Annotated in this window: 27 protein-coding genes; 9 read left to right on the top strand and 18 right to left on the bottom strand. The window is 67.3% G+C overall.

Annotation, left to right across the window (positions count from 1 at the left end):
* Together AB0C30_RS40120 and AB0C30_RS40115 are read right to left on the bottom strand one after the other, a co-directional pair.
* The gene (locus AB0C30_RS40120; protein WP_357953897.1) at nt 1-648 is read right to left on the bottom strand and encodes a hypothetical protein; all 648 of its coding nucleotides are present in this window, start codon (nt 646-648) and stop codon (nt 1-3) included.
* A gap of 344 nt (nt 649-992) precedes the next feature.
* Nucleotides 993-1,139 (bottom strand): hypothetical protein, encoded by a 147-nt coding sequence (locus AB0C30_RS40115; RefSeq protein WP_357953895.1) that lies wholly within the window; start codon nt 1,137-1,139, stop codon nt 993-995.
* Nucleotides 1,140-1,961: 822 nt separating this feature from the next.
* On the opposite strand from AB0C30_RS40115, the gene AB0C30_RS40110 reads away from it, so the two are divergent.
* From AB0C30_RS40110 to AB0C30_RS40095, 4 genes are all read left to right on the top strand, one after another.
* Nucleotides 1,962-2,321 (top strand): hypothetical protein, encoded by a 360-nt coding sequence (locus tag AB0C30_RS40110; protein ID WP_357953893.1) that lies wholly within the window; start codon nt 1,962-1,964, stop codon nt 2,319-2,321.
* A gap of 15 nt (nt 2,322-2,336) precedes the next feature.
* Entirely contained in the window at nt 2,337-3,059 is a 723-nt protein-coding gene (locus AB0C30_RS40105; protein WP_357953891.1) for a vWA domain-containing protein, read from the top strand.
* A gap of 202 nt (nt 3,060-3,261) precedes the next feature.
* Nucleotides 3,262-4,185, top strand: a complete 924-nt coding sequence (locus AB0C30_RS40100; protein WP_357953889.1) for a protein phosphatase 2C domain-containing protein — start codon at nt 3,262-3,264, stop codon at nt 4,183-4,185.
* The gene (locus AB0C30_RS40095; protein ID WP_357953887.1) at nt 4,185-5,342 is read left to right on the top strand and encodes a hypothetical protein; all 1,158 of its coding nucleotides are present in this window, start codon (nt 4,185-4,187) and stop codon (nt 5,340-5,342) included. The genes AB0C30_RS40100 and AB0C30_RS40095 overlap by 1 nt, the downstream gene beginning before the upstream one ends.
* Here AB0C30_RS40095 and AB0C30_RS40090 read toward each other — a convergent pair.
* Genes AB0C30_RS40090 through AB0C30_RS40075 form a run of 4 tightly spaced genes read right to left on the bottom strand, consistent with a single transcriptional unit; the run spans nt 5,317 to nt 7,894 of the window.
* Nucleotides 5,317-5,868, bottom strand: a complete 552-nt coding sequence (locus tag AB0C30_RS40090) for a hypothetical protein (protein ID WP_357953885.1) — start codon at nt 5,866-5,868, stop codon at nt 5,317-5,319. The genes AB0C30_RS40095 and AB0C30_RS40090 overlap by 26 nt on opposite strands.
* Nucleotides 5,869-5,887: 19 nt before the next feature.
* Nucleotides 5,888-6,250 (bottom strand): hypothetical protein, encoded by a 363-nt coding sequence (locus tag AB0C30_RS40085; RefSeq protein WP_357953883.1) that lies wholly within the window; start codon nt 6,248-6,250, stop codon nt 5,888-5,890.
* Entirely contained in the window at nt 6,247-7,203 is a 957-nt protein-coding gene (locus tag AB0C30_RS40080) for a PP2C family serine/threonine-protein phosphatase (RefSeq protein WP_357953882.1), read from the bottom strand. The genes AB0C30_RS40085 and AB0C30_RS40080 overlap by 4 nt, the downstream gene beginning before the upstream one ends.
* Nucleotides 7,193-7,894, bottom strand: a complete 702-nt coding sequence (locus tag AB0C30_RS40075) for a VWA domain-containing protein (protein ID WP_357953881.1) — start codon at nt 7,892-7,894, stop codon at nt 7,193-7,195. Before AB0C30_RS40075 ends, AB0C30_RS40080 begins: the two co-directional genes overlap by 11 nt.
* 180 nt (nt 7,895-8,074) lie before the next feature.
* Between AB0C30_RS40075 and AB0C30_RS40070 the strand changes: the two genes are divergently transcribed.
* The gene (locus AB0C30_RS40070) at nt 8,075-9,391 is read left to right on the top strand and encodes a protein kinase (protein ID WP_357953879.1); all 1,317 of its coding nucleotides are present in this window, start codon (nt 8,075-8,077) and stop codon (nt 9,389-9,391) included.
* Between the two features lie 180 nt (nt 9,392-9,571).
* On the opposite strand, the gene AB0C30_RS40065 is transcribed toward AB0C30_RS40070, so the two are convergent.
* From AB0C30_RS40065 to AB0C30_RS40015, 11 genes are all read right to left on the bottom strand, one after another.
* Entirely contained in the window at nt 9,572-10,012 is a 441-nt protein-coding gene (locus AB0C30_RS40065; RefSeq protein WP_357953877.1) for a hypothetical protein, read from the bottom strand.
* Between the two features lie 41 nt (nt 10,013-10,053).
* Nucleotides 10,054-11,235, bottom strand: coding sequence for a hypothetical protein (locus tag AB0C30_RS40060; protein WP_357953875.1), 1,182 nt, complete (start codon nt 11,233-11,235; stop codon nt 10,054-10,056).
* Nucleotides 11,232-14,165, bottom strand: coding sequence for an ATP-binding protein (locus AB0C30_RS40055; protein ID WP_357953872.1), 2,934 nt, complete (start codon nt 14,163-14,165; stop codon nt 11,232-11,234). Before AB0C30_RS40055 ends, AB0C30_RS40060 begins: the two co-directional genes overlap by 4 nt.
* Before the next feature lie 16 nt (nt 14,166-14,181).
* Nucleotides 14,182-15,264 carry a hypothetical protein gene (locus AB0C30_RS40050; RefSeq protein ID WP_357953870.1) on the bottom strand — a complete coding sequence of 361 codons (1,083 nt, stop codon included), beginning with the start codon at nt 15,262-15,264 and terminating at the stop codon, nt 14,182-14,184.
* A gap of 335 nt (nt 15,265-15,599) precedes the next feature.
* Entirely contained in the window at nt 15,600-15,848 is a 249-nt protein-coding gene (locus AB0C30_RS40045) for a hypothetical protein (RefSeq protein ID WP_357953868.1), read from the bottom strand.
* An 8-nt stretch (nt 15,849-15,856) separates the two neighbouring features.
* Nucleotides 15,857-16,243 carry a hypothetical protein gene (locus tag AB0C30_RS40040; protein WP_357953866.1) on the bottom strand — a complete coding sequence of 129 codons (387 nt, stop codon included), beginning with the start codon at nt 16,241-16,243 and terminating at the stop codon, nt 15,857-15,859.
* Nucleotides 16,244-16,440: 197 nt separating this feature from the next.
* Complete coding sequence (locus tag AB0C30_RS40035; RefSeq protein ID WP_357953864.1) at nt 16,441-16,572, bottom strand: hypothetical protein; 132 nt, start codon at nt 16,570-16,572, stop codon at nt 16,441-16,443.
* Between the two features lie 220 nt (nt 16,573-16,792).
* Nucleotides 16,793-17,410: a response regulator transcription factor gene (locus AB0C30_RS40030; RefSeq protein WP_357953862.1), complete on the bottom strand. Its 618-nt coding sequence runs from the start codon at nt 17,408-17,410 to the stop codon at nt 16,793-16,795.
* Nucleotides 17,407-17,778 (bottom strand): hypothetical protein, encoded by a 372-nt coding sequence (locus tag AB0C30_RS40025; RefSeq protein WP_357953860.1) that lies wholly within the window; start codon nt 17,776-17,778, stop codon nt 17,407-17,409. The genes AB0C30_RS40030 and AB0C30_RS40025 overlap by 4 nt, the downstream gene beginning before the upstream one ends.
* Nucleotides 17,779-17,783: 5 nt before the next feature.
* Entirely contained in the window at nt 17,784-18,440 is a 657-nt protein-coding gene (locus AB0C30_RS40020; protein ID WP_357953858.1) for a histidine kinase, read from the bottom strand.
* 103 nt (nt 18,441-18,543) lie between these two features.
* A complete protein-coding gene (locus tag AB0C30_RS40015; RefSeq protein ID WP_357953856.1) occupies nt 18,544-18,789 on the bottom strand; it encodes a hypothetical protein in 246 nt (81 codons plus the stop codon).
* 110 nt (nt 18,790-18,899) lie between these two features.
* On the opposite strand from AB0C30_RS40015, the gene AB0C30_RS40010 reads away from it, so the two are divergent.
* Nucleotides 18,900-19,190 carry a hypothetical protein gene (locus AB0C30_RS40010; RefSeq protein WP_357953854.1) on the top strand — a complete coding sequence of 97 codons (291 nt, stop codon included), beginning with the start codon at nt 18,900-18,902 and terminating at the stop codon, nt 19,188-19,190.
* Nucleotides 19,191-19,280: 90 nt separating this feature from the next.
* Entirely contained in the window at nt 19,281-19,544 is a 264-nt protein-coding gene (locus AB0C30_RS40005) for a hypothetical protein (protein WP_357953852.1), read from the top strand.
* 228 nt (nt 19,545-19,772) lie between these two features.
* Here AB0C30_RS40005 and AB0C30_RS40000 read toward each other — a convergent pair whose 3' ends face one another.
* Nucleotides 19,773-19,994 (bottom strand): hypothetical protein, encoded by a 222-nt coding sequence (locus AB0C30_RS40000; RefSeq protein ID WP_357953850.1) that lies wholly within the window; start codon nt 19,992-19,994, stop codon nt 19,773-19,775.
* Between AB0C30_RS40000 and AB0C30_RS39995 the strand changes: the two genes are divergently transcribed.
* Nucleotides 19,984-20,361, top strand: coding sequence for a hypothetical protein (locus tag AB0C30_RS39995; protein ID WP_357953848.1), 378 nt, complete (start codon nt 19,984-19,986; stop codon nt 20,359-20,361). The two genes, AB0C30_RS40000 and AB0C30_RS39995, sit on opposite strands and share 11 nt — an antisense overlap.
* A 421-nt stretch (nt 20,362-20,782) precedes the next feature.
* On the top strand, nt 20,783-23,179 hold the full coding sequence (locus AB0C30_RS39990) for a DUF4132 domain-containing protein (RefSeq protein WP_357953846.1): 2,397 nt from the start codon (nt 20,783-20,785) through the stop codon (nt 23,177-23,179).
* The last annotated feature ends 122 nt before the right edge of the window (nt 23,180-23,301 follow it).

The raw sequence follows: 23,301 nt of genomic DNA, 5'->3' as shown, positions 1-23,301 counted from the left end.
TCAGAACCCCTCCAGCTCGGCCTGGGCGGCGGCGACGAGATCGTCGTCGCGATCGGCGCCGAGCAGCTCGGCGGGGGCCGCGCCGAGCCAGGCGTTGCCGTACAACCACCAGCCGGCCACCCCCCATGGATCGTCGTCCACGTCCAGCAGCCGGTTGATCAGCAGCACCACGGGTATGGCCAGGCCGTCCGCGTCGAACTGGAAGGCCGGGACACGAGTCGTCCCGTCCCCGGCGCTGAGCCGGACCAGATTGGGGTCATGGCCGTCGAGGACGTCGTCCGGCCGGTAGGCGGGCGCTGCCAGCAGGGAGGTGTGGATCTCCGCCAGCAGATGCTCCGGGCCGGGGTACGGCCCGGCCAGGTCGACGGCGCGGATCCGGGAAAGGGCTGTGTCCCACTCCCGGGGGCCGGAGTTGTCGAAGCGCATCGCGCTGGTTATCGCCTCGCGCACCGGGTGTCCTGGGGGAAGCTCCGGTTCCACCAGTTCGACGATGTCAAGGGTGAGCTCTTCTAGCGCGTCCCGGTCGTCGCCGGCTTGCCGCAGCTGTTCGAGCAGCCGGTCGAGCTCCGCGGAGAGCTCGTCGCCCAGGTGCCGCCGGACCTCTTGGAGATCGTTGATGAGCGCAGTGATGAAAGCCGGCCCGTCCATGGTCCCTCCTTCGGGTGGGGAGCTCCCCGGCGCTCTCGCGTCTCCCCATTGTCGCCGGGCGCGGGCGATCGCGGGGGTGGATCGGCTTTCCGCGCGACCACCGCACGTTCCGGCCACTTGACGACCCGAAGAGGCGACAAGCGGTCCACGGCGGCCGGAACGCCTCGAAGCGCATCCGCAGACACCGGGCCATCAATCCGTCGCTGCATTCCCCGGTCCGTCATCTCCGGCTTAAGTTGGTCTCGTTGGGCCGGAGTTCCGTCCACGGGAGTGGTGTACGAGTTGGAGCACGTGCCGAGCACTGCGACCGTGAAGGACTCTGCTGGCTAACTCGTTTCAGGCGGTCAAGGCTGGTTCGAGTCGGCCAGGTGGCTGGTGCGTTTGCGCTCCAGGGGATGGCCGTTCCACCAGTTGTCCAGCCGGATGAGGTTGACGGCGATGGCGGAGACGATGTGTTCGAGGTGCAACAATTGCCGGACGTCATTCGACACGCTGCCGATCCTCTCACGGCCCCCTGGCGTGTACGATTACGTCGGGCAGCCTCAAGGTCGCGGCACGGCACCTTTGCGCGTGCACGCCGATCCCTGACTCATTCGCCGCTCACTCGCCCGCTTGACCCCATCAACATGGCCAAGTGTGAGAGCGAGCGTCACCAGATCCTCCGATGGATCAACAACGAGTACGAACACATCGCAGCGAAGATCTCATTCGAATAGCGGAGCGCCAGCTCAGTGCCTGATTCAGGTCGCGTGCCCCGCCAGCATTTCTGTGTTTCGGCATCAAGATCCCGGCGCGCTTCATGAAGCAGTTGGCCCGACGACAACAAAATGGGTCGTGAGGCATGCGGACCGAAATCCGCCGAATCCCTTTTCCGTGATCCCTGTGCATAGATTTTCGCCCGCACAGGGTGTTATTTGCTGTGCATTGTTAGTTACAATTGTTGCGGGGTGGCGTGCGGCGTCGAGTTGCCGCACGAATCTGCGGGAGGGACACCGAGTGGCGCCGAATGAGTTGTGCGCGGCTGAATGCACCGCACCGGAAAACGGGAGAAAAGTTCGACTGCCGTGGGCTGCGGCGTACGCAGGGAGCGCTGGCACACGCAGGAAAGGCCGATGAACTCGCGGAACCCGGCGATCCGCTCCTACACACCTTTCATCTGGTTCAGTCTGGCCGCTGTCCTGGCATTCGTGTCCTTCTCCTGCGCTCCCAACTTGGAGGCGTCGCGGGCGTCTGGGCCGAGGGTGGTCGTCACGATCACTTCTTCCCCCACGCCGGCTGTCCCGGCGTCCCCGCCTCCGGCGGACCCGGCCATCGTGGAATGGCCGTTCTTTCAGCCTGCCGGCAACAAGGAGAAGGAGCGGTTCGACGCCCTCAACGCCATGTCGTGCGAGCGTATTCGCAAGATCGGGGAAGGGCGTCCGGGCAACCTGCACGCCTTATACGCCGGCCTGGCTGACGCCTGCGAGTCAGCGCTGATGGCCAAGGCCGACAAGTGGCAGGGCGCGGAGCAGAACCTGGCGAAGTACGAGAGCGTCGACCCCGGGCCGGAGTTGACCTGCGCCGACGATCAAGTCCTGCGAATTCTTGAGAAGCTGGTGAACGCCCACCGCCAGGTCCCGGATCAGCCCGTCAAAGTGATGAGGCTCTCCGCGTCTGAATCGCTGGACTGCTAATTAAACCAAGGAGCGATGGTGCTGGACGGGGATGGAAGACAACGGGCGTTTCCGTTCTACGTGGTTTGCGATGTTTCGCAGAGTATGTGGCATCCGGAACACAACGTGGGCGCTCGTCAGGTACCGCTCGAACTACTCGCGGAGGCGGTGCCACAACTCATCGGCAAAATACAGCGCAAGCCTTCAGTCGCCGACGCTGCTTTCATGAGCGTCATCGGCTTTCACAGTTCGGTGGAGGAGGTGCTCCCGTTGACGCAGTTCAACGACATCACCGACCTGCAGCCTTTCAACCGAGGAGCGCAGACGAATTACGCGGCCGCCTTCCAGTTCCTTTACGAACGGCTGCGTGAGGATTGTGGCCGGCTCAGCAGGTCGCACTGGCTCAAGCGGCCCGCGATCTTCTTTCTCACCGACGGCATCCCGTTCTATGGCTCGGAGGCACAACCGGAGCGCGTGTGGCGGGTGGCGCGGGATCGCCTCGTCGACCTCGACGTCCTGCCGCAGATCGTCGCCTTCGGGTTCGGCCAGGCGCGCAGGAACGTGCTGTGCAAGGTGGCCACCATGCAGGGGGACCGCCCGCTGGCCTTCATCGCCAAGGACGGCATCGACGTGGCGGAGGTGCTGGGCGCGCTCATGAAGACCCTGTTCATCAGCATCAACGCCTCGGTCGTGACGGGCGAGCTGTCCGTTCGTATGCCGGACGGCATGAACTGGGCGTGTCCTGCGGTGGCCAAGTGAAGGCGGGAGGCGGAGGTCGGTGTCGATAGTACAGCTCCTGCTCGCTGTCCTAAGCGGTGCATGCGCGGTGATGGGCGCGTACACACTGCTGGAGCTCCAAAGGCGGGCCCTGCGGTCGCCGGTACCGCAGTACGGTGGTGCCGCGTCACAGCATCCGGGAGAGCCACAGCCCCCGGGTTCACGCGCGCCGGGGCAGGGCCGCATGGTGCCGGTCCGGGAGGCCGCTCCTCCCGGACGCCCGCGGTCAGATGCCGCGGCGCCACGCTACGCGGGTAACAAGCCGAGCCCGGTCGCGGTCCTGCTGCCGATCCCGCCGCTTCTGGGGCATCCAAGCGTCCAGGCCGAGAGCGGTGGGGTCGGCGGGGTCACCGTACGCGCCGCGAGTTGCCGCGGGCGTGAGCACATGGCCGAGGGGGAGTCGCGGCAGGACGCCTTCGTGGTCGGCTGCTCGGCGGACGGCAAATGGCTGATCGCGGCCGTCGCCGACGGGGTCGGCACCACGTTCCACGCCGAATGTGCGGCGCAGACCGCGGTGAGCACGGTGGTCATGGAGGCAGCTCGCCTGCTGAAGGGCAACCACATCGGCCCGCGTGAGGATGATTGGGGCACGATCTTCGGCGCGGTGGCGTACGCGATCGAGGAGCGGCGCGCGGAGCTGTCGGCATACGCCGGGGACCGCCGCCCGTGCAGCACCACACTCGTAGCCCTGGTCGCACCCGTGTATCCGGCTTCCGGCGATCACGTCTACTGCGCCGGCGTCGGGGACTCTCTCGCCTTTCGGCTCGGGGGCCGTACGCGGGGGTGGGAGGCGCTGCTGGTGCCGGACGCGTCGGCCTCCGACGGGATCAGTGACAACGTGACGTGGGCCTTGCCCTCCAACCCGGATCGCCTACGCACCGCCGTCGTCGGGTGGGAGCGCGACGACGTGCTGTGCCTGGGGACCGATGGCTTCACCCATGCGCTGGGCCGTGGCAGCCCGCTGCGTGAGGAACTGGCGGCAGAATGGCGGACTCCGCCCGACATCATGACGTTCATCCGTGACGTGGACTACCGCCGGGCCACGTTCAACGACGATCGCACGGTGGTGGCGCTGTGGCCGTCCTTCCACGATGGCCGGGTGCCGTGATGGGGGGTGGCTCGGCGTACCTCCCGGAGCAGGTATCACCGTCGGAGCTGGTGCTGCAACCGGGCCTGTCCGGTGTGGGCGGCCAGGCCACTCGCCTGGTTCGGTGCCTGGGTCCCGATGCTGAGGAGTACCTCTACAAGGAGTACACCGAGGAGGCGTGCGAATGGCTGCGCCCTCAACCCATAAAGGACCTGGTCTCCTGGCGACGGAGGCTCACGGCCGAGGAGCGGGCGGAGCTGGACCGCCGGTGCGCCTGGCCCATGGCGACCGTGGTGGACGGAGGGAGGATACGCGGCATTCTGGTCGTGCCCGCGCCGGCGGACATGTACGAGGACGACATGGGCGACCCCGAACCTCGCCATCTCGACGTACTCGCCCGCAGACCCGACATCGCCTTCCGGATCAGCGCTCCCTACTACGAGAGCCCGGTGAAGCTCGCGGTCCTGGCCGTCTTCTTCGACACGATGCTCTGGCTGCACGGGCACGGCTACGTGATCGGGGACCTTCACCCACACAATGCCCTGTTCTCCATCGATGGTCCGGATGGGGAGCCGCGGGTGCTGCTGCTCGACTGCGACTCCTGTGTCCCGATGTCCGGCACGTCGGCATTCCAGCCGCAAGATCCGGAGATATGGAAGATGCCGGGGCTCCAGTCCTTCGGCCCGCGCAGCGACCTGTACAAGTTCGGGTGGATGGTCGTGCGCTGTCTCCAGGAGAACCTCGAAAGCGTCTCCCTCCAACGACACATGCTGCTCGCCGTCATGCGCGGCTCGACGTACGAGCTGCTGAACAGTATCTGCGCCGGCCAGGAAGTGCCGGGCGCCGAGCAGACATTGCGCGGCAAGGCGGCGTTGTGGCGCTCGCTGATCTCCCCGCAAGTTCTCTACGTGCAGACCGACGACCACACGCGCGCGTTCTGGCTCCCTCGCGCCGTGACACCCGACTCGCCGACCCGGGTCATGGGGCGGCCGACTCCGACCTGGCCGGCAGCCCCTGTGCCGCCTCCCGCCCCTTCCCCCGCCCCGCAGCCACGATCGGCGCAATACCCTCACAGCGGGTGGCAGCGGCCTGTGCAGCGGAAGTCGTCCTCTGTCCTGCCCGTGGTCGCGCTGGTGGCCCTGGTGCTGGTGGTCATCCTGGTGATCCTGGCGGCGTAGTGAGGCGGCCGAAGCCGCTGGCATGATGGTCGCGCTCCGGTTTATCCGGCTCGCCTGCCCCGAACAAGTAGACCTGCACCTTGGCCGGCCGGATCACCGCTCCCGACTCCGCGCGCAGGCCCGGCAGCAATACGCCGGCGGTGGTGCCGTGCCTCGCGGGATCGGCGGTCGGAATGGTCTGGTCGCTGACGTGCAGACCGGGCGCCAGCGGATCGTCCTCTTCCGGCCGGACGATCTCGACGTGCAGGCTCCGGATCGCGCCCAGCAGCCGTCGTCTCAGCTCGGGGGAGTCGACCGATACGGCGGCGTCCAGCAGATCGCCGGCCAGGTGGGCGATGGAGGTGTCCGTCAGGTCCAGGGCGGCGTCGTCAGTGTCCGGCGGGTCGGCGAAGGCCGAGTTCGTACGCTCGCGTGAGCGCAGCAGGAACCACCAGGCGAGGGAGGCGAGCAGGGTGCCCGCGACCGCGCCGATCAGCACTCCGGTCAGCAACACCTCGACGATCCTCCTTGAGATCCGCCTGGGCACCGCCGCCTGATGAACGCACTCAGACGTCGCCGGCGGCCCGCAACTGCGTGATGGTTCCCTCGATCCGGCCGCTCGCGCCGCACCAGGGGCAGTGGAACTGGTAGGTCACGGTGTCCCAGCAGCCGAGCTTGTCGCACATGCTGCACAGGACGACGCTGCCCGCGCCGCACGCAAGGCAGCCAGGATAATCGTCGGCCATCTCGAAGGACCCCTCCGCCCGTGTCCGATCGTAGCCCTCGCGCTGGGCCATCCCAGGGTTAACGGTGAAGGCCCAGGTCGCCAGCCAGCGCCTTCCGGGGTGTTCCTCCATGCGAATGCCGAAGGCTGAATGGGAATCGCGGGAACAGCGGGTCATCAGGATGAGCACGTTGGGAATGGTCACGCGTCCTCCTCGATGCGGTCGTACTCGGTGTCATCAGCGATCCGAAGCGTGGCGGCCGGGATTCCGGCGGGCCTGCAGAGGATGCCGACCGCGATGTCGTCGCCGCTGCCTCTCTCCGAGATGGTCTGCAGCCACTCGCTCAGGTGGTCGCTCACCGCCTCCAAGCCGTCCGATGCGATGATTTTCATCACGTCGGACGCGAACGACAGAAGGCCGCTGTCGTCGGCGTAGGAGTTCGCCAGGCCGTCCGTCGAAATCAGGACAAGCGGCGGGCGGGTCCCGGCGACGTGCGAGCGCAGTTCGCGGGCCGCGTCGGCCGAGCAGAGCGAGGTGGTGGCATTGCCGAGAAGGCGTGCGTCGGCCTGCAGCGGCTTGCCGGCGCGACCTTGGGCGTCGACCACCACGATGTCGCCGTCGCCGATCTGCCAGAAGGCCATGAAGGTCTCGGTGGCGACAGCGGTCAACAGCGTCGAACCGTACGCCTGGTAGGGATCGTCGACGACACGTGCGCGTGCCGCCGATCCGGACCTCTCCTCCAGCAGGTCGAGCTCCCAATCTTTGAACGGGTTTTCCGTGAGGGACTCCTCGACCCTCTTGCGCCACTGCCGAACCAGTTGCCGACCGGCCTTTTCCTCCAGTAGGCGCTTGGCCGTGGACCAGTTGGCGTCTTTGATCGCGAACGCGATCAGCTCCTTGCACAGTTCCTGCGACACCTCCACCGCCAGCCGTGCTCCCAGCGCGCTGCGGAAGCTGGTGGGACTGCCGTGGCCGTCGGCCACCGAGACCGCCACGGACGATCCCCGCTCCACGGACGATCCCGTCGGAATGTCGGGCGTGGACGCAACCGCGTCCTGATTCTCGCTGCCGGCGCGCACATGCGATGCGCCCCTCTGTTTCTTAGCCAGAACCTGCCAGATCGCGGGACCGGCGTCCCATGGCCCTTCACCAGACATCGTCGCCGGTGTTCTTCGGGTCGGGCTGCGGCGGCGGCGGAACGGGGATGGGTGGCCTGCTCGGCTGCCCGTCCTTGGGCGGCGCGACTGGCATCGACGCGCTCTTCAGCACTGCGGTCGACACCCAACGGATGAACTGGACGAGAGTGCTGGCGTTGTTCGCCTCCAGCGGCTTGATCTCCTGATGCCCGATGAACTTCGAGAGCACCGCCAGATCGGTGTCCTCACCCATGCCGATCGCCAGTCGGACGGCGCGTTTGCCCCACGGCTCGTTCATGAGATCCCTGAGGCCGGTCTCGAAGTCGTCGGTGGGATATCCGTCCGACACCAGCACCAGCACCGGAGGGAGCGCGCGCGGTTCCATCGGGGGCATGCGCAGTTGCTCGGCCACCAGGGAAAGAGCCTTTCCCATGTCCGTGACCCCGTCGGCCGCGATGTCGGACCAGGTGAACTGGTCGACGGGCGTCGGTTGGGCGACATGCCAGCGGGCTCCGCTGGAAAAAGTGACGACGCGAACCAGTACATCGGCGTTGGGATTATCGCCCGCGGTATCTTTCATCGCGGGAAGAGTCTCTTTGATCGCGAAGTTGAGCTGCCCGATCTTTGTGCCCTCCATAGACCACGACGTGTCTAGGATCCAAATGAAGTGGAGAGGGCGATTGGAGATCTTTCCCCCCGGTAAGTCGCTCATATCTACCGCATGGTATGCGGGCCGGCGTTGGCTCGCAAGGTTCCGTTCAGGTAAATTATCTTGACCCGGAATGTGGTAAGTACTTGCCGGAATTCCTGGCGCACGTATCCTTGGGTTGGGGCGGTAGGTTCCGCCGCTCGGGGGATTCACAGCTGGAACGGTGGGCGGGGGTCACGTAATTTGGACGGCTTTCTCGCGCCAGGCGACAAAGTGTGCGAAGAGGGGTCGGGCGAGCAGTACGAGATCGAAAATATGCTGGGCTCCGGGGGACAGGGCGAGGTCTATGGCGCCCGTGTGAACGGGAGGGCAGTGGCGGTCAAGTGGTACTTTCCCGAGTCCGCCACCGATGAGCAGCGCCGCATTCTCGCCGACCTCATCAGGTCCGGTTCACCGGATAAGCGGTTCCTGTGGCCCACCTCCCTGGTCGGCGTGCCGGGAAAGCCCGGTTTCGGCTATGTGATGGGGCTGCGCGACGGCCGCTACGGCAACATCTCCGACCTGTTGTCCAGGAAGATGAGCACCACCTTTCGTGCGCTCGCGACCGCCGGGGTGCACCTGGCGGACGGATTCTATCGTCTGCACGCGTTCGGATTGTGTTATCGAGACATATCACACAATAACGTCTTTCTTGATCCTGATTCGGGTGAAGTGCTCATTTGCGACAATGACAACGTCGGGCCGAGCGACTCGCCCACCGGAATCCGTGGCACCATGCGCTACATGGCGCCGGAGGTGGTGCTCGGACAGGTGGCTCCGTCGGCGCACACGGATCTTTTCTCGCTGGCCGTACTACTGTTCACTGTCCTGATGAACCACCACCCGCTGGAGGGCAGGCGAGAGGCCGATATCCACTGCTTCGACGAGACGGCGATGCGGAAGATCTACGGCAGCGACCCGCTGTTCATCTGGGATCCGGGAGACGGCGATAACCGGCCCGAGCCCGGCTACCAGGACAACGCAATCATCTTCTGGGACATCTATCCCGAATTTCTGAAGATAATTTTCACCGAGGCGTTCACCAAAGGAATTTCGCCCACGGGCGAGCGCGTCACCGAAGGGCGGTGGCGCCGGGCGATGAGCCGGCTGAGAGATGCCATCTTCTACTGCGTCGGATGCGGTGAACAGAATATCTACGACATGGATCGGATCAGAGCCCACAACGGCGACGCCGGTCTCTGCTGGTCGTGTCGCGGGCCGCTGCAAGTACCGCCGCGCATGCGGATCGGAAAGAGCGTCGTGATGCTCAACCACGACGCGCGGCTGTTCCGCCACCATATCGACGACTCAAAGGGGTACGACTTCTCCGCGTCCGTGGCGGAGGTCGTCCAGCATCCCAATCGTCCCACGGTCTGGGGCCTGAAGAATCTCTCCACCGAACACTGGGCCACCTTCCCCAAGGACGGCGCGCCCCGACAGGTCAACCCCGGCCAGAGAGTCACGTTGGCCAGTGGCACCCGCATCCATATTGGCGGCACTGACTGCGAGATCCGCGTCTGAGCCTCTCGTGTTTCGCAGTGTGTGCCCAGCAGAGCAGGAGGTGAAGCCGTGACGTAGCGGTGGATCTTGTTCGTAAGCTCGTCGTCGCCTGCCGGTGAAAGTCCGGTCCGGGTAGCCGCCAGGGGGCCCGGTAGCAGGCTGGCGGCCTTGTCTGGAAACGGGCGGGGTCGAAGCCCAGCGTCAAGAGCCCTGAAAGAGGGGGAGCGACGATGCGGTCCGTAGCATCGACTCACATGGTGGTGAAGGCCGCCGGACGTGATTTTCGGCCTTCGCAAGGCTAGTGCCTTCGGTGAAGGGGGGACTGGGAAGGCGCAGAAGTAGGTCTCGCCATTGTTGGAGGGTGGGCAGCAATGCGCGGGCGTCGCCACCAGCATGAATGACGGCATCCAATGTCCTGGCGAGATCGCGCTTCTGTCCAGGAGCGAGCAGCTCTATCGGTTGGGCGTAAATACTCGGAATGATGTGTGCAATCAAACCTGTAATGTGCGGATCATAGTCATCGAGATCATCCCATTCATAGCTTACTAGAGAAGATGGGTTCATGTTGCTGGCTCGGGCAGCGTCGACGAACCAGTAGAGCTGGCCAAAAGTCAATCTATGTAAGCGTATTGTGATGAACATGCTGCTCCTTCTAATAGCAGTATCCGGATCGATCTTCCTCATTAGTTAAGGTCGAGGGCGCCGTATCCGCCCTTACGGGCGTGCATCTGCAGGTCGTCGAGAGTGACGTCGGCATCCGGTTCGAGCTGCCGGCAGACGCGTTCGAGGAACGTCGTCACGTTTGTAACGGTGCGGCGAGTCGCCGTGGCGTAGGCCAGGACCCGGTTGAGGACGGCCTTGGTCCGAGTAGGGGCGTCGTCGCACCACAGTTGAAGGACGTGGCTCCGCGGAGCCACATACGAGCCGAGCATCGTCAGGGAGAAGGTGCCTTTCTCCTTTGCCTCGATCGTGCCGTTCACATAGCGGGAGGGCGGAAGGACGAGCCGGAAGCCGTAGTGGTCGACCCAGGCGAGTGCCTGCGGGGCGATTTTTCGTTCGCGCATCCACTCCGCGAAATGGTCGCGTGGCTGCTCGGAGTCGGCGCTCTCCATCACGTGCGTGGCCGTCGGCCAGGAATTGAGGATCCCCTCCAGGTGGCGGTCACGCAGTTCGGCGACGCCGGAGTAGATGAGTGTCCTGAGCCGCTGGCCGTCGTGTGCCCTGATGGCGTAGCAGGGCAGGAATGCCCGGCCCACCTCCAGAACCTCAAGGTTGAGCAGTTCATCGGGCAAGTCGTACTCGCCTCGGTCGGGACGTCGGGCAACTTCTGCGACGGTGCTGGGGCGGAATCCGCAGGCTTCGGGGAGGAGGCGGAAGGTCCGCTGGGCGTATGCGGCGTCCCGGTCGAGGATTCGGACGCCGTGGGCGTAGTGGGCGGTGCGGAGCGGTCCGCATTGCACGCCGTCGAAATACAGGCGCAGCCGCTCCTGCTTCTCGGTGTAGCGGCGGTCGTCGCGGACCGACCGCAGGCCGCGCTCGGTGAGGGAGAGGGCGTTGGCGCTGCCTTGCAGATGGCCGATGCCGCCCAGGAAGCGCAGGACCCGGTCGACCATGTGCTCGGAGACGCCCAGGAACGCGGCGATGTCCTGGAGGCGGGTGAACCCGCCTTCGGCGATGGCGAGGCCGACGTACCGGTCGAGGAGGTCGAACGGGCCGCGTTCCTCGATGGTCGCGGAGAGCTCCGCGGCGTGCAGGGGGAAGGCGAGTGCGTGGATTCGTAGTGGCCGGGTGCCAGGCAGGTCGGCGGCGTGTTCCAGGGCGCGGGTCTGGGCGTAGAGGATCGTGTCGGTTGACGTGCTGTTCATGGGTTCTCCCCGAGGCGTCGCATGATCTCGCGGTAGCCGCGCAGGTCGCCGGAGGTTCGTACGTGGTCGTGCAGTGCTTGTGCCAGGTCGCGGAATCCGGAGTCGGTGGCGTTGAGGAGGGTGGTGAGGTCACCGACGAGGATCAGCCGCTGCTTGGCCCGGGAGAAGGCCACATTGGAGCGGCGAACTTCGCTGAGGAAGCCGACGTTGCGGTACGGGTTGCTGACCGTGAACCCGAAGAGGATCGTGTCGTGCTGGCCGCCCTGGAAGGAGTCGACGGTCGCCACCCGGCGGGCGACGGCGGTCTCGTCGCCGATGCGCTGGGTGAGCAGCGAGGTGACCAGTCCGATCTGGGCCGCGTAAGGGAGAATGACCGCCCAGTCATCGGACTGCGCGTGATAGTGGGCGGCCATGAGCGCCAGCAGTCTGGCCTCGCGCTCGTTGAGGCGGCTGTCTTTGGGCCAGGGTTCGTTCGCGCGGGGTTTGCGGTCGCGCCGCTCGCGCTCCGGGAGCTCCGCAGTGTCGACGAACGCCACGGGAGCGGTGAACAGGTCGTCGTGGTGGACCCGTCTCACGTCGGTTTCCAGGAGACCGCCGTAGAAGTGGCGGGAGATGAAGCGGGCCAGGCTTTCGGGCATCCGGCGCTGGAAGCGCAGCAGCTCCTTGTTCTCCGGGGGCGTCGCGGGGAACAGCAGCTCGAAGGCGCTGTCGGTAATGAGTCGGGCCAGCCCGGAATCGCCGGGGTGCTCCGCCCCCGCCCAGGCCACCAGCCGCTGATCCGGCAGTGGCGGAAGCTGGACGTGGTCGCCGACGAGGACCGCCCTGCGTGCCCGGACCAGCGGAACGAGCAGATCAGCCGTGCTGATCTGGCCGGCCTCGTCGACGATGGCCACGTCGAAGTCGACGTCGTCGAGATGCTCGCTCGTCGCCGTGCCGATGCAGGTCGCGCCGATCACGTCGGCGTATCGGACTAGCTCGCCGTACAGCTGCTCAGTACGCCGTTCGAGTTGTGCTCGCCAGGAGGTCAGGAGATCGAGCCGGCTGCGCATCAGCCCGAGTGCCGAGCCCGCCGCGAGCAGGAACGCGGCCAGCCTCGCCGGGTCGGCACTGATCTCGGGCGTCTCGCCGTTGAGCAGTCCGCGCAAGGACGTGGCGACCTTCGCGGCCCGCTCGGCGCCGGCTCGTTGCCCGGTCAGGTCGCGTTCGTGAGCCCGGCGGGCGGCCACGAGGCCGGGATGCGCGGCACGGACCTGGTCGAGCTCGGCCGCCAGCCGTGCCTGGTCCTGCGCGATCAGGGCCAGCGTCCGGCGGATGCCCTCGGACTCGGCGGCCGTCGCGGACCGCTTCTCTTGGAGGCGAGTGAGCCGCCGCCGGAAGAACCGGCCGACCAGCGGGAGGTCGGCGGCCTTGTGGGCCCTGCCCAGTTCGCGGTCGAGTCGGTCGAGGGCATGGACATGTTCGGCGAGCAGCTCTTCGTGGCGGCGCCCCTCGTGGTCCAGGGCGGCCGTCCGCCCTCGGAGGTCGGCGGTCACGAAATCTTCACGCTCGGCCAGGGCGGCGGCGCTTCGCCGAACGTCCGCACCGGCCTCCTCCAGACGCCGCAGGTCCTGGGTGAGCTGCCGGTACAAGGCATCCGCCGGACCATCCGAAGCCGCCGCGGCGTAGCGCGCGAGGACGGGCTCTGTCCGCTCGGCGATGCGCCGCTGGAGTTCGACCGCCCGCGCCTCGAGCATCAGGTGTTCGCAGCCCGGGGTGATGCCGTCTTCCCTGCCGATCCGCAGGACCAGCAGGTCCTCCGGCAGGTCCTGGAGCACGTTGTCGACCGCTCGGTTGGTGTAGGACGAGATGAGGACCTTGCGCTGCTCCTCGGCGCAGGCCAGGACGACCTGGCGGATGGTGTGCGTCTTGCCGGTGCCGGGCGGGCCTTGGATGAGGGCGAGGTCGGGAACGGCCAGCGCCTTGTGGAAGGCGCTGAGCTGGCTGGCGTCCAGACGCTCCCGGGGACGGCGCCCAAGGGCGGGGGCGAAGGGCTGGAAGCGGCGGTCGACCAGCGCGGTCAGGAGCTGCGGATTGCGGGCGCGGCCCTCCCGAAGGATCTCGATGGCTGCCCGCTTCTTGTCGTAGGCGATCAGGTTGGGCGATTCGGCGAAGGCGCCGCTCTCGGGGATCCGGCCGAAGTCGACGGGCCGTTCGAACCGCACTGTCGCCACGCCCTCGTCGATCCGCTCGATGCGGCCGCGCAGATCGGGCTCGCCGTCGATGTGCACGCGAGTGCCGGCCGTCAGCCGGTTGGCGTCGATGAGCTGGAAGGCGTGCACCGACCGCGCGGAGCGGCGGGTCGCGGCGACCGGGGTGACGCGGTGGTACGGGACGAGTCGGCTGGCGTCCCCAGCCGAGGCCTCGATCCGCCGTCCCTGATCTACCAGTGTGGCGAGTTGGTCGAGAAAAGCGGTGTGGGAGGCCCGTACTGTGGGCGTGGGCACTTGGCCGGGCGGCGAGGTGAAGCCGGTGGCCCAGGTGGTCTGGATTGCCAGCCAGCCGGAGGAGTGCTGCAGCTGGGAGGGATGGTCGAAGACCCGCCATCGCCCGGCGCGCAGCAGCAGGCCGCCGCGCACGATCTGGTCGTGGTCGCTGAAGTGCATCGGATGGATCCCGCCGATCCAGTAGCCGCGCGAGTCCTGGGTGGGGAAGAGCATGAGCGCGTACCGGCCGTCGACATAGATCTTGAGGAAGTCGTCCCGGCCCTCCCGGCCGCGTTCCAGACGAGCGGGGATCAGATTCTGCGATCCGGCCGCCCACAGGTCGTGGCGGATCCCTTCCAGCCCTGGCAGGAGCGGATGACGCTCGCGCTGCCCGACCAGCTTGCCAGGGAAGTTCTTGGACCAGATCAGACCGACCTCGACGCCGAGATCGGCGACCTTTCTCTCCACGGTCTGCTCCTTCGTCTCAGATACGCAGTCCCGCGCCGAGCTCCGCGATGTCTCCCCGCTCAGCCGGATCGGGGGAAAACGCGCGGTCGAGGGCGCGGGCGAAGCGCTCCGGGACGGCGGGGTTCAGCACCGCCGCCGAGACCAGCGGTACGGGCGGGCGTCCGGTTACCGTCACGTGGATCAGCTCGGCCAGACGGCGGACGTCCTCGGCGGGCTCGGTGGGATGGAGGAACGCATCGCCGGCGTCGCGGAGAAAGAGCGCTCCACTTCGGTCAGCCATGATCGAATCAGGTTCGAGGGAGCCATGGGCGAGGCCTTTGGCGTGCAGGGAAGCCAACCCTGCGCAGAGTCCGGCGGTTCCGGCGGCCAGGACCCGCACGGCCTCGGACTCGCGGCCTCGGCCGGCGTAGAAGTGGGCCAGGGTGGTGAACGAGGGGACCGCGGTGACCAGCATCGCCGTCTCCGCGGTCATGGACGCCGCGACGGGCGGCGGCAGGCCGGGGAGTGCTTCGGTGAGCAGGCCGGCCTCGGCGGCCAGAGCGGCGCGGCATTCCAGGGTCTCGGAATTGGGCCACCTGGCGTTAATCCTGCGGATCCAGACGTGACGGCCGTCCGGCGCGAAAGCGAACGCCCGAGACATGATCGCTCTGCCGTCCGCGGACCTCTCCTCCTCAGGATCGCCCGCGATCCGGTAGGCGACGGCCCCGATCTCTACGATCTTGCCGAGGCCTGTCGGCTCTTCGTCAAGCGGCTTGTCCGGCTCCGGCCGTGCCCGTTCGACGACCACCCACCCCTCATGCTCGGCCTTGATGGCGCGCAGATGCTCATCCGGCCACAGGCCCGGCTCTTTGTCGATGGTCCGGTGGCAGCTCGGGCACAGCAACATGAGGTTGCCGAGGCCATCGACTTCCGCCGGCCTGGCTGCCTCCCGGCGAGGCCCGTCCGGGGAGTTCGGCGCGATATGACCCATCTCGCCGATGTGGTGGGTGCCGCCCTCGATGTCCAAAGATCTGCGGCATATGGTGCACCGTCTGTCGGTCGCGTCGAAGAGCGCTCGTCGGATCTCGTTGGGGATGTGCTTGCGCTGAGTTTGCGCCACCCGAGGATGCTAGCGACTGCCGCTCCCAGACGACGGCTGTCCGCAAAAGTGCGTCGCCTCCGAGCATCCAACTCGCGCCGCGAAGATCATTGAATTGCGTACGGGTTGGAGCACGAGCCGAGCACTGCGACCGTCATCCATGAATGGCGCCAGCATGCCTGGAGCGCGGGGATCCATGCCGAAAGCCGCGATGCAATGATCGAATAGGTTGTCAGCCGTGCTCCATACGTGCTCGCTCGCACCAATCCTGCACACTCCATGATCCATTTGCCACCTCCGACTGCTGCGGGAAGAGCAGCGGCCCCTGCGCCTGCCGAAAATTCCATCCATGCAGGTCAAGCCGCTTGTGAGTGCTCATGGAGGACGCCGCCGAGCCGGTCTCGTCGGCGGATATTCAGGTCGATGATTCGCTCTGGATCCGTGATCGGATCGGGTACGGTGCGCAGCGGGGCCGCTTGGTTCAGAGCTTCGTGGGTGTCGGTGCTGTGTTCGTATTCGCGCAGGGCGTGCCGCAGGTGGTGTTCGTTCCAGATGAGGCAGCGGTCGAGCAGTTCGTGGCGGCAGGACCGCACCCACCGCTCCATGATGGAGTTCATCCGCGGCATCCGGATACCGGTGGCACCGCCTTGATGCCGGCTTCGGCGAGGATCTCGTTCATGAGCGCCGGGAACTTCCCATCCCGATCTCGGAGCAGAAAGCGCGCCCGGCAACCCGCATCGTCCAGATCCATGACCAGATTCCTGACCGCTTGAATGACCCAGCTCGCGCTCGGGTGAGCGGTGGTGCCGAGCACGCGGACACGTCTGGTGGTGTGCTCGATGCCCGCCAGGATGTACTGGCGTTGCCCGCTGAGAGTGACGGTCTCGATGAAATCACCGGCCAGCATGGCGTCGGCCTGCGAGCGCAGGAAGTCGGCCCACGTGGTGGACGCCCGCTCGGGCGCCGGATCAAGACCTGCCTGCTTGAGGATCTCCCACACTGTGGACGGTGCCACCCTTTTCGGCCGGCAGATACGGGCATGGTGCCGTCGCATCAGGTAGCGGTGCCATCGCAGGACGGTGTCCGGCCGGACGAGGTGCCACAGCCAGCGCAGAACCTCGCGCGGCAGCGACGTCAGGAGCGCGGCAAGAAGGCTCGGTCCTCGGGCGCGAATCTCACTCTGGTGTCGGCGCCGAGTTAGCGTTCAAGGACGGCGATCTGGTGACGCAGGATGAGAATCTCCACGTCCTTGTCCCGGTTGCTCATGGGGAGCAACCGCAGCGCGGCGAATGCGTTCGTGACGATCAGGTAGGCCAAGCGAAGGAGCACAGCGGATCATCCTGCCGTACGTGCTTCAGTCTCTCGGGCGACCGGAGCTCGCGTACGCTACGCGAGGCCCTCGCAGAGTCATGACCTGGGCGGATGTAATTATCGGCAGGCGCAGAGCCCAGGGCCTCCGGCCATATCCGCCCTCGCGGTGCTCAGCAGCCCGGGGCGTCACGAGGCCGAGCGAGTCGCTGCGCAAGCGAGATCACGCCCCAAGGGGGCGTCACAGCCAGCCGCGGTCGCGAGCGGCCCTCGCGGCGTCGTGCCGGGTTGCGGCACTCGTCTTCTGCATCGCGCTCGAGAGATAGTTGCGCACGGTGCCGGGCGCGAGATGCAGCCGCCGTGCGATGTCCTTGACCGAGTAGCCTTCGCGCGTCTCACGGAGGGCGTCGGCCTCGCGATCGGTGAGCGGGGAGTCGTCGACGACGGATGCCTCGAGCACATCGTGCGCGATCCAACGCCGCCCGGTGTGCAGTGTGCGGATGACCTCTGCGATGTCTTCCGGGTCGGCTCCTTTGCTCATGAAGCCCAACACCCCGAGCTTGAGTGCGCGTCGCAGGACACCAGGACGCGCGTGCCGGGTGAGCATCAGCACGCGCTGCTCGGGTCGCTCCGCCCTGATCGCAGCGACCGCCTCGAGGCCGTCCATCCCGGGCATCTCGAGGTCGATGACCAGCACATCGGGTCGGTGTCGCAGCGTCACGGTCACGGCGTCGGCGCCGTTCTCGGCCTGCGCCACGACCTCGATGGTCCCGTCGAGCGGGAGCAGCGCCGAAAGCGCCGCACGCAGCAGATGCTCGTCGTCGGCCAGGACGATCCGGATCGGATCGGCGTTCGTCATCGCGCATCCTCCTTCGCGCGGTCGGCGGGAACCGGATCGATCCGCGCGGCGACGACGAACCTGCCCGGTGGCCACTCGATCCGCAACGTGCCACCGGCGCTCTCCACGCGCTCGCGCAGGCGCGCGAGCCCCCGCAGCGGAGAGCCGGCAGCGTCGATCACACCGTCGTTGGACACCTCCACCGCGCCTGGCGGCGCCGTGATCGTGACGATCGTGGGGCGCGCATGGCGAAGCAGATTGGTCGTGGCTTCGCGCAGCACGTGCGCCAGCAGAGGATGCGCAGAGGTGCCGGTCCCGTCATCGAGCCGTGCCTCGACGGCGATGCCTGCGGCCTCGCACAGTCGCTTGGCGTTCTCGAGCTCGGCCACCAGGTTCAGCTCGTAGCGCGCGTACGCCAGCGCCCGCGTCTCGGTGATGGTCTCGTCGGCGAGCCGAGACGGATCTCGCCGAGCTCCGTCTCGGCTCGGTCGGGGTCGGCGCGCACCATGCGGTGGGCGAGCGCGGCTTTGAGTTTGATCACGTGCAGCGAATGGCCCTGGATGTCGTGCAGGTCGCCGGCGAAGCGCATCCGCTCGTGCGCGACAGCGAGCTCGGCCTCCGTCTCCTTCGCACGCTCGAGGCGCCGCACGACCAGCCAGGCCTGCTCGCTGACGAGGATCACCCCGGCGATGAAGAGCGTTCCGACGACTGGGGTGACGAGGTACGCCGCGGCGAGTTCCCAGGTGGCCGGGTGGAAGAAGAACGAGCTCGCGCCAATCGCCGCGACACCCAGCGCGAAGGCTACGATCCACAGCTTCCAACCCTTCGTCCGGGCGAGCAGGAGCGCACCCACCAGCGACACCGGGACGAAGCTGATGGGGTTGGACGTGGTCAGGGCGCCGATGATCCACGCCGCCATGGTGATCATGAGTGCGAGGAGCGCCTGCCGGGGATACCCGTCCAGGCTCCATTCGCGCAGCACGCCGAGGGTGAACAGGAAACTGACCGCCATGGTCAGCCCCTCCCACCAGGACGTCGCCGTGAGCACCACGCCGAGGACGCTCAGCGGCGCGATCGCGGCGACGCGGTGACCATCACCACCCGATGCATCCGTGTATCGGTCGGGGCGTCGTCCTGCGCGTGGTCGTCGATGGTCAGATCCGCTTCTCCGCTTCCCGTCGCTTGATCGCGCGGCCGACGAAGGGCTTCACGATCAGCGCCGCGACGAGGAGGCCGAGCGCCACATAGTGTAGAGCCCCATTGCAGGTGAAGAACCCCGTGATGCTCTCAGGAAGCGTCGTGAAGAGGCCGAAGTCGAAGTAGTACAGCCCGATGTAGGCGAGGAAGACGGTCGCGGACAGGAGGATGACCGCGGTGAGCACCAGGTCGAAGATCTTCATAGTCCCTCCACGATCGCGTCCGTGGCCGGCCGGGGTAGTGACGTGGTGTCACATCATCCGGTGACATGCCGCCACTGCACGCGCGGCGGACGCTGGGATGCGATGGGGGCATGGCATCCCAGTCGGCTCCTATCGAGCACCCCGCACACAAACCGTTCTGGCGCCGACCCTTCCGGGTGATCCGCGAGAACATGCGCGCCTATATCGTCATCAACGCGGCCGCCTACGGCCTCGCCATCATCGGGTTCGTGATCGGACTCGTCTTCCCCGACCTCAGCGCGGCACGGTCTGCGTCCCTGGAGGAGGACGGCACCGGTGAGCTGGTGCGCTGGCTGGTGAACACCCGCCGCTTTTCGCGCTCACGATCCTCGGGGTCAACCTCTTCCGGCTCAGTGCGCTGACCATCGTGCTTCCGTCACTCATCGTGCCCTTCGCGGGGCTCGCGTTCTTCGGCTACTGGTCGGTCGAGACCGGCATCCCCCCAGGGGTGGGTGGCACTCATCCCCCACTCGCTGACCCTCGTCGTCGAGTTCCAGGCGTACGTGCTTCTTCTGCTCGGCGCGTACCTCCTGGGCCGGTACTGGCTGTTCCCCCGCACCATCGGCGCGCAGAACCGACGCCAGGGCTATGTCCGAGGCCTGCAGCGGATCGGCCTGCTGGCGCTGCCGGCACTCGCGCTGCTCATCGTCGGCGCGGTGTGGGAGGCGTACTCACTGCGGTACTTCGTACACCCGCTCAGTCAACTGCTGCTGTGATCCCGCCGGCAGACCGGGTGCTCACAGGCCGCCCGCGCACGCCGGTGGCCCTCAGAGGAGTCGCCATATCGGTCACGGCCTGGTTCTCCCAGGGCGTGCCGTGACCGGACCCGGTGTCCGCGACCTTGATCGCGGACACCGGGTCTGACCGGGCGGGGCTCCGCCGTTGGCTGTCCGTACATCACCGGCACTGGTGCATGGTGACGAGCAGGGCGTGGTGCAACACCTTCACTGCCGGAGACCGGTGCGCGAGGACTCTTCGACTCGGGCGATCAGGCGGCTGTTGTAGACGGCGTGGTCGAATCCGGGGCTGTGGTGGGTCCCGTTCGTGATGTCGCGCACCAGGCTGGCATACACCTCGCCCACGTTGCTGGACGCGCCCTTCCAGATCTCGGCGGCGGTTGGGCCGATACCGGTGGGGACGGGGCTGTCGGGCGCGGTGAAGTCCACGCTCGACCACCCCGCGGGCGTTCAGATGATCCGGGACTTCCCGGACGGAAATCGTGCCAGTGTCCACCAGCTTCACCTGCGGCCAGAGGAGTTCCGCGCGCGCATCAATTTCGGAGATGTCACCGAGAACCGCTTCGATGACATCCAGAACGTGGCCCGCCGCGAGCCGGCCCTGCAGGCCGATCGCCGTGTGGAGCGAGCAGGCCGCGTCAGCTATCTCTTCCGTCTGCGCAACGGTCGCGCCCAGCGGAGACTCCGAATAGACGGCCTTGTTCGCCGCGAGGACCGCGAGGACACTGCAGGGCGCGCTTCTCCACCAGCGGAAACTCCAGCGTGGCGGCGCCATGTCGCAGATCGTGCAGCCTGAGCTGGTGGAGCTGGATCCGTCCCAAAGGTGGGGTGAGGTAGAGCCGGATGCGCTGGCGCTGCCCGTCCTGGCGCGTACCTGCACTGCGATGCCAGCTGCCGTTATCTGTTGCCGGCCTTCGCAGGCCAGGGCTGCCGGTCGGTGAGCAAGCCGTACTGGAAGGACTCACCCGGACACTCCGCGAAACTGCCAAGCGTGCCTTGGTCAGCTCCACGAGTGAGGCTAAATGTCGGTGCCCGTTGATAACTATGGCCCATCACGTTGACCGACCGACGACGATGGAGCCCCCCCATGGCCACGGCCACCTTCAGAGACGAGAGCGCTACCCGCAGGTGCTCAGCCGAGATCCCCCTTCCCGCTCGGCCCGACGTGAGCCCGGCGCGCGAGCTCGTCCGCCTCGTGCCGCGGACCGGAGGCTGACATGGGCGTCCTCGACAATTTTCCCAAGTCCCAGGGCTACCTGCTCAACTACCGCATCGAGGGGCTGCCGCGTGAGCTGTTCGCTCTGTACGACGCGGGCGGGCGGCCTGGCGCCGACGAGGCCGGACGGAGGGCGTTCGGGATGTGGGCGCAACTGCGGCTCAGCCTGGGTGACAAGGGCGGCCGCGAGTACCCCGAGGAGGTGCTCCAGCTGGTGTGTGAGGTGGCCGATGGCGACATTTCCTGGACGTTCGAGGACACGCGCCTCCTGTGGGAGATCGCCGACGCGCTGTCGAGTTGCGGTCACACCGGCCACGCCGAGCTGTACCGGATTCCGCTGGCCGCCATCGCGACGCTCGGATACCCCGAGCGCCGTCAGATCCTTGATGACGTGCCGCCGTGGCACCCGGCCCACCGCAGCCCGGGCCGGGCGGCGTTACGCAAGGACCTGGAGCGCGTCCTGACCGAGCCCCCGGAGCACGGGCCGGCCGGGGTCGTGCGCAGCCTGGTCTGGGACGGCGACCCCATCGCCCGTGCCATGGCAGGAAAGTACGCCGTCCGGCTGACCGATCCCGCCGTGCTGCCGCTGCTGAAACACTGGCGCAAGGCCAAGGCCAACAGGCCCAGCGAGCCCTGGCTCGCCAAGGTCCGCACGCTGCTCACCGACGACGGGGTGGCGGTGCTGCGCGAGATCCTCTCCCGTGTGGCCACCCACCGCGAGAGCCGCGAGCCCGGCGGCAGGGTCTTCCTCGCTCGCCGCACGGCCCTCCCGCTGCGCGGCATGCTGTGGACCTGCGAGGTGATCGACGCGCCCTGGGTGTCCACGCTGCTCGGCGACGTCGCCACGAACTGCGGCATCGGGCGCAACGGCACCGGGGGCGCCGCCGTCTGCCGTAACGAGAGACTGGCCAACGCCGCACTGAACGTGCTGGCCAAGCGGGGCGGCCTCGACACGGTGGGCGTGCTCGCGCGCGTGCGAGCCAGACTGCGCAGACCGGCCCTGCTGGCGAAGGCGTCCGATGCCCTCGACGCGGTGGCCGTACAAGAGGGGCTGAGCCACGAACAGCTCGTCGACCGGACGGTCCCGGCCTTCGGGCTCGGCCCCGACGGGGTCCGGGAGGAGCAGGCCGGCGACTGCGTCGTCCGGCTTGACGTCGACGGGCCGGTGCTGCGGTTCGTCAACGCGTCCGGGCGCGTCGTCAAGTCGGCGCCCCAGTCCATCCGCGAGGATCCAGTGCTCGCCGATCTCAAGGCCACGCTGAAAGACCTCAAACGCACGCAGGCCGCTGAGCGGCTACGCCTGGAGCAGATGCTCATCGTCGAACGCGAGCTGTCCTGGCAGGAGGTCGAGCAGTACTTCTTCGACCATCCGGTCACCGGCCCCTACACCCGCGCCCTCATCTGGCGGCTCCCCGACGGGTTCGCCGGGCTGCCGGCCAGGGATGGCGGCGGCTGGGCACTGGCCGGCGTGAGCGGCGAATCCGTGCGTCCGAGCGCCGACACGCCCGTCCGGTTGTGGCACCCGATCCTGGAGAGCGCCGAGGGGGTGCGCGGCTGGCGCGACCACCTGCTGGAGCGGGGGATCAGGCAGCCGTTCAAGCAGGCGTTCCGCGAGGTCTACCTGCTCACCCCTGCTGAGGAGCGCATCCGTACCCACTCCGACCGTTTCAAGGGTCACTTCGTGCGCTACGGGCAGGCCAAGGCGCTGCTGGAGCAGCGCGGCTGGAGCAAGCTGTCGATCGGTCACTGGGACTACGAGTGCGGCGGCGACATAGGGGCGGCCGTCAAGACGCTCGCCGGCTGGCAGGCGACCTGGGGCATGCGGGTCGCCTCCGACCCCGCGCAGGATGACTGGGGCACGGCCTCCTGCGCCGCCACCGACGCGATTCGGTTCCGCCACGCGGATCGTCCCGGCGACGCGCCGCTCACCGAAGTGCCGCCGCTGGTGTTGTCGGAACTGCTGCGCGACGCCGACCTCGCCGTGGGGGTCGGGTCCTTGGGGCTCGACCAGCAGGCGGCGGCCGGGCACGACGGCTACTGGCAGTCGTACGGGTTCGGCGAGCTGAGCGAGACCGCTCGCACGCGGCGTGACGCGCTGGCCCGGTTGCTGCCCCGGCTGAAGATCGCCGACCGGGTGGAGCTGACCGACCGGTTCCTGCGTGTGCGGGGGCAACTGCGCACCTACCGGATTCATCTGGGGTCGGGCAACATCCTGATGGAGCCGAACGACACCTACCTGTGCATCGTCCCGGGCCGCGACCGCTCCGCCTCATCGGTGTTCCTGCCGTTCGAGGAGGACAGCGGAATGTTGTCGGTCATCTTGTCGAAGGCGTTCCTGCTGGCGGACGACACCAGGATCAGCGATCCCAGCATCACCCGCCAGCTCGTCCCTACCTAGGCTCGATGCCTTCGAGGGTGAAGGCGCGGTTCCAGTCGCGCACACATTTCGGCCCGAAGCCCTCCGTGGTGTTCAGCGAAGTGGTGCGGACGTCGAACGTGCCCGTGGCCGGGTCGAAGCCG

Origin of the sequence: Nonomuraea sp. NPDC048901, from assembly GCF_040649695.1 — a bacterium.
Classification (GTDB): domain Bacteria; phylum Actinomycetota; class Actinomycetes; order Streptosporangiales; family Streptosporangiaceae; genus Nonomuraea.
Note: the sequence above shows the minus strand (reverse complement) of the source record. Positions and strands in the feature narration are given on the sequence as shown.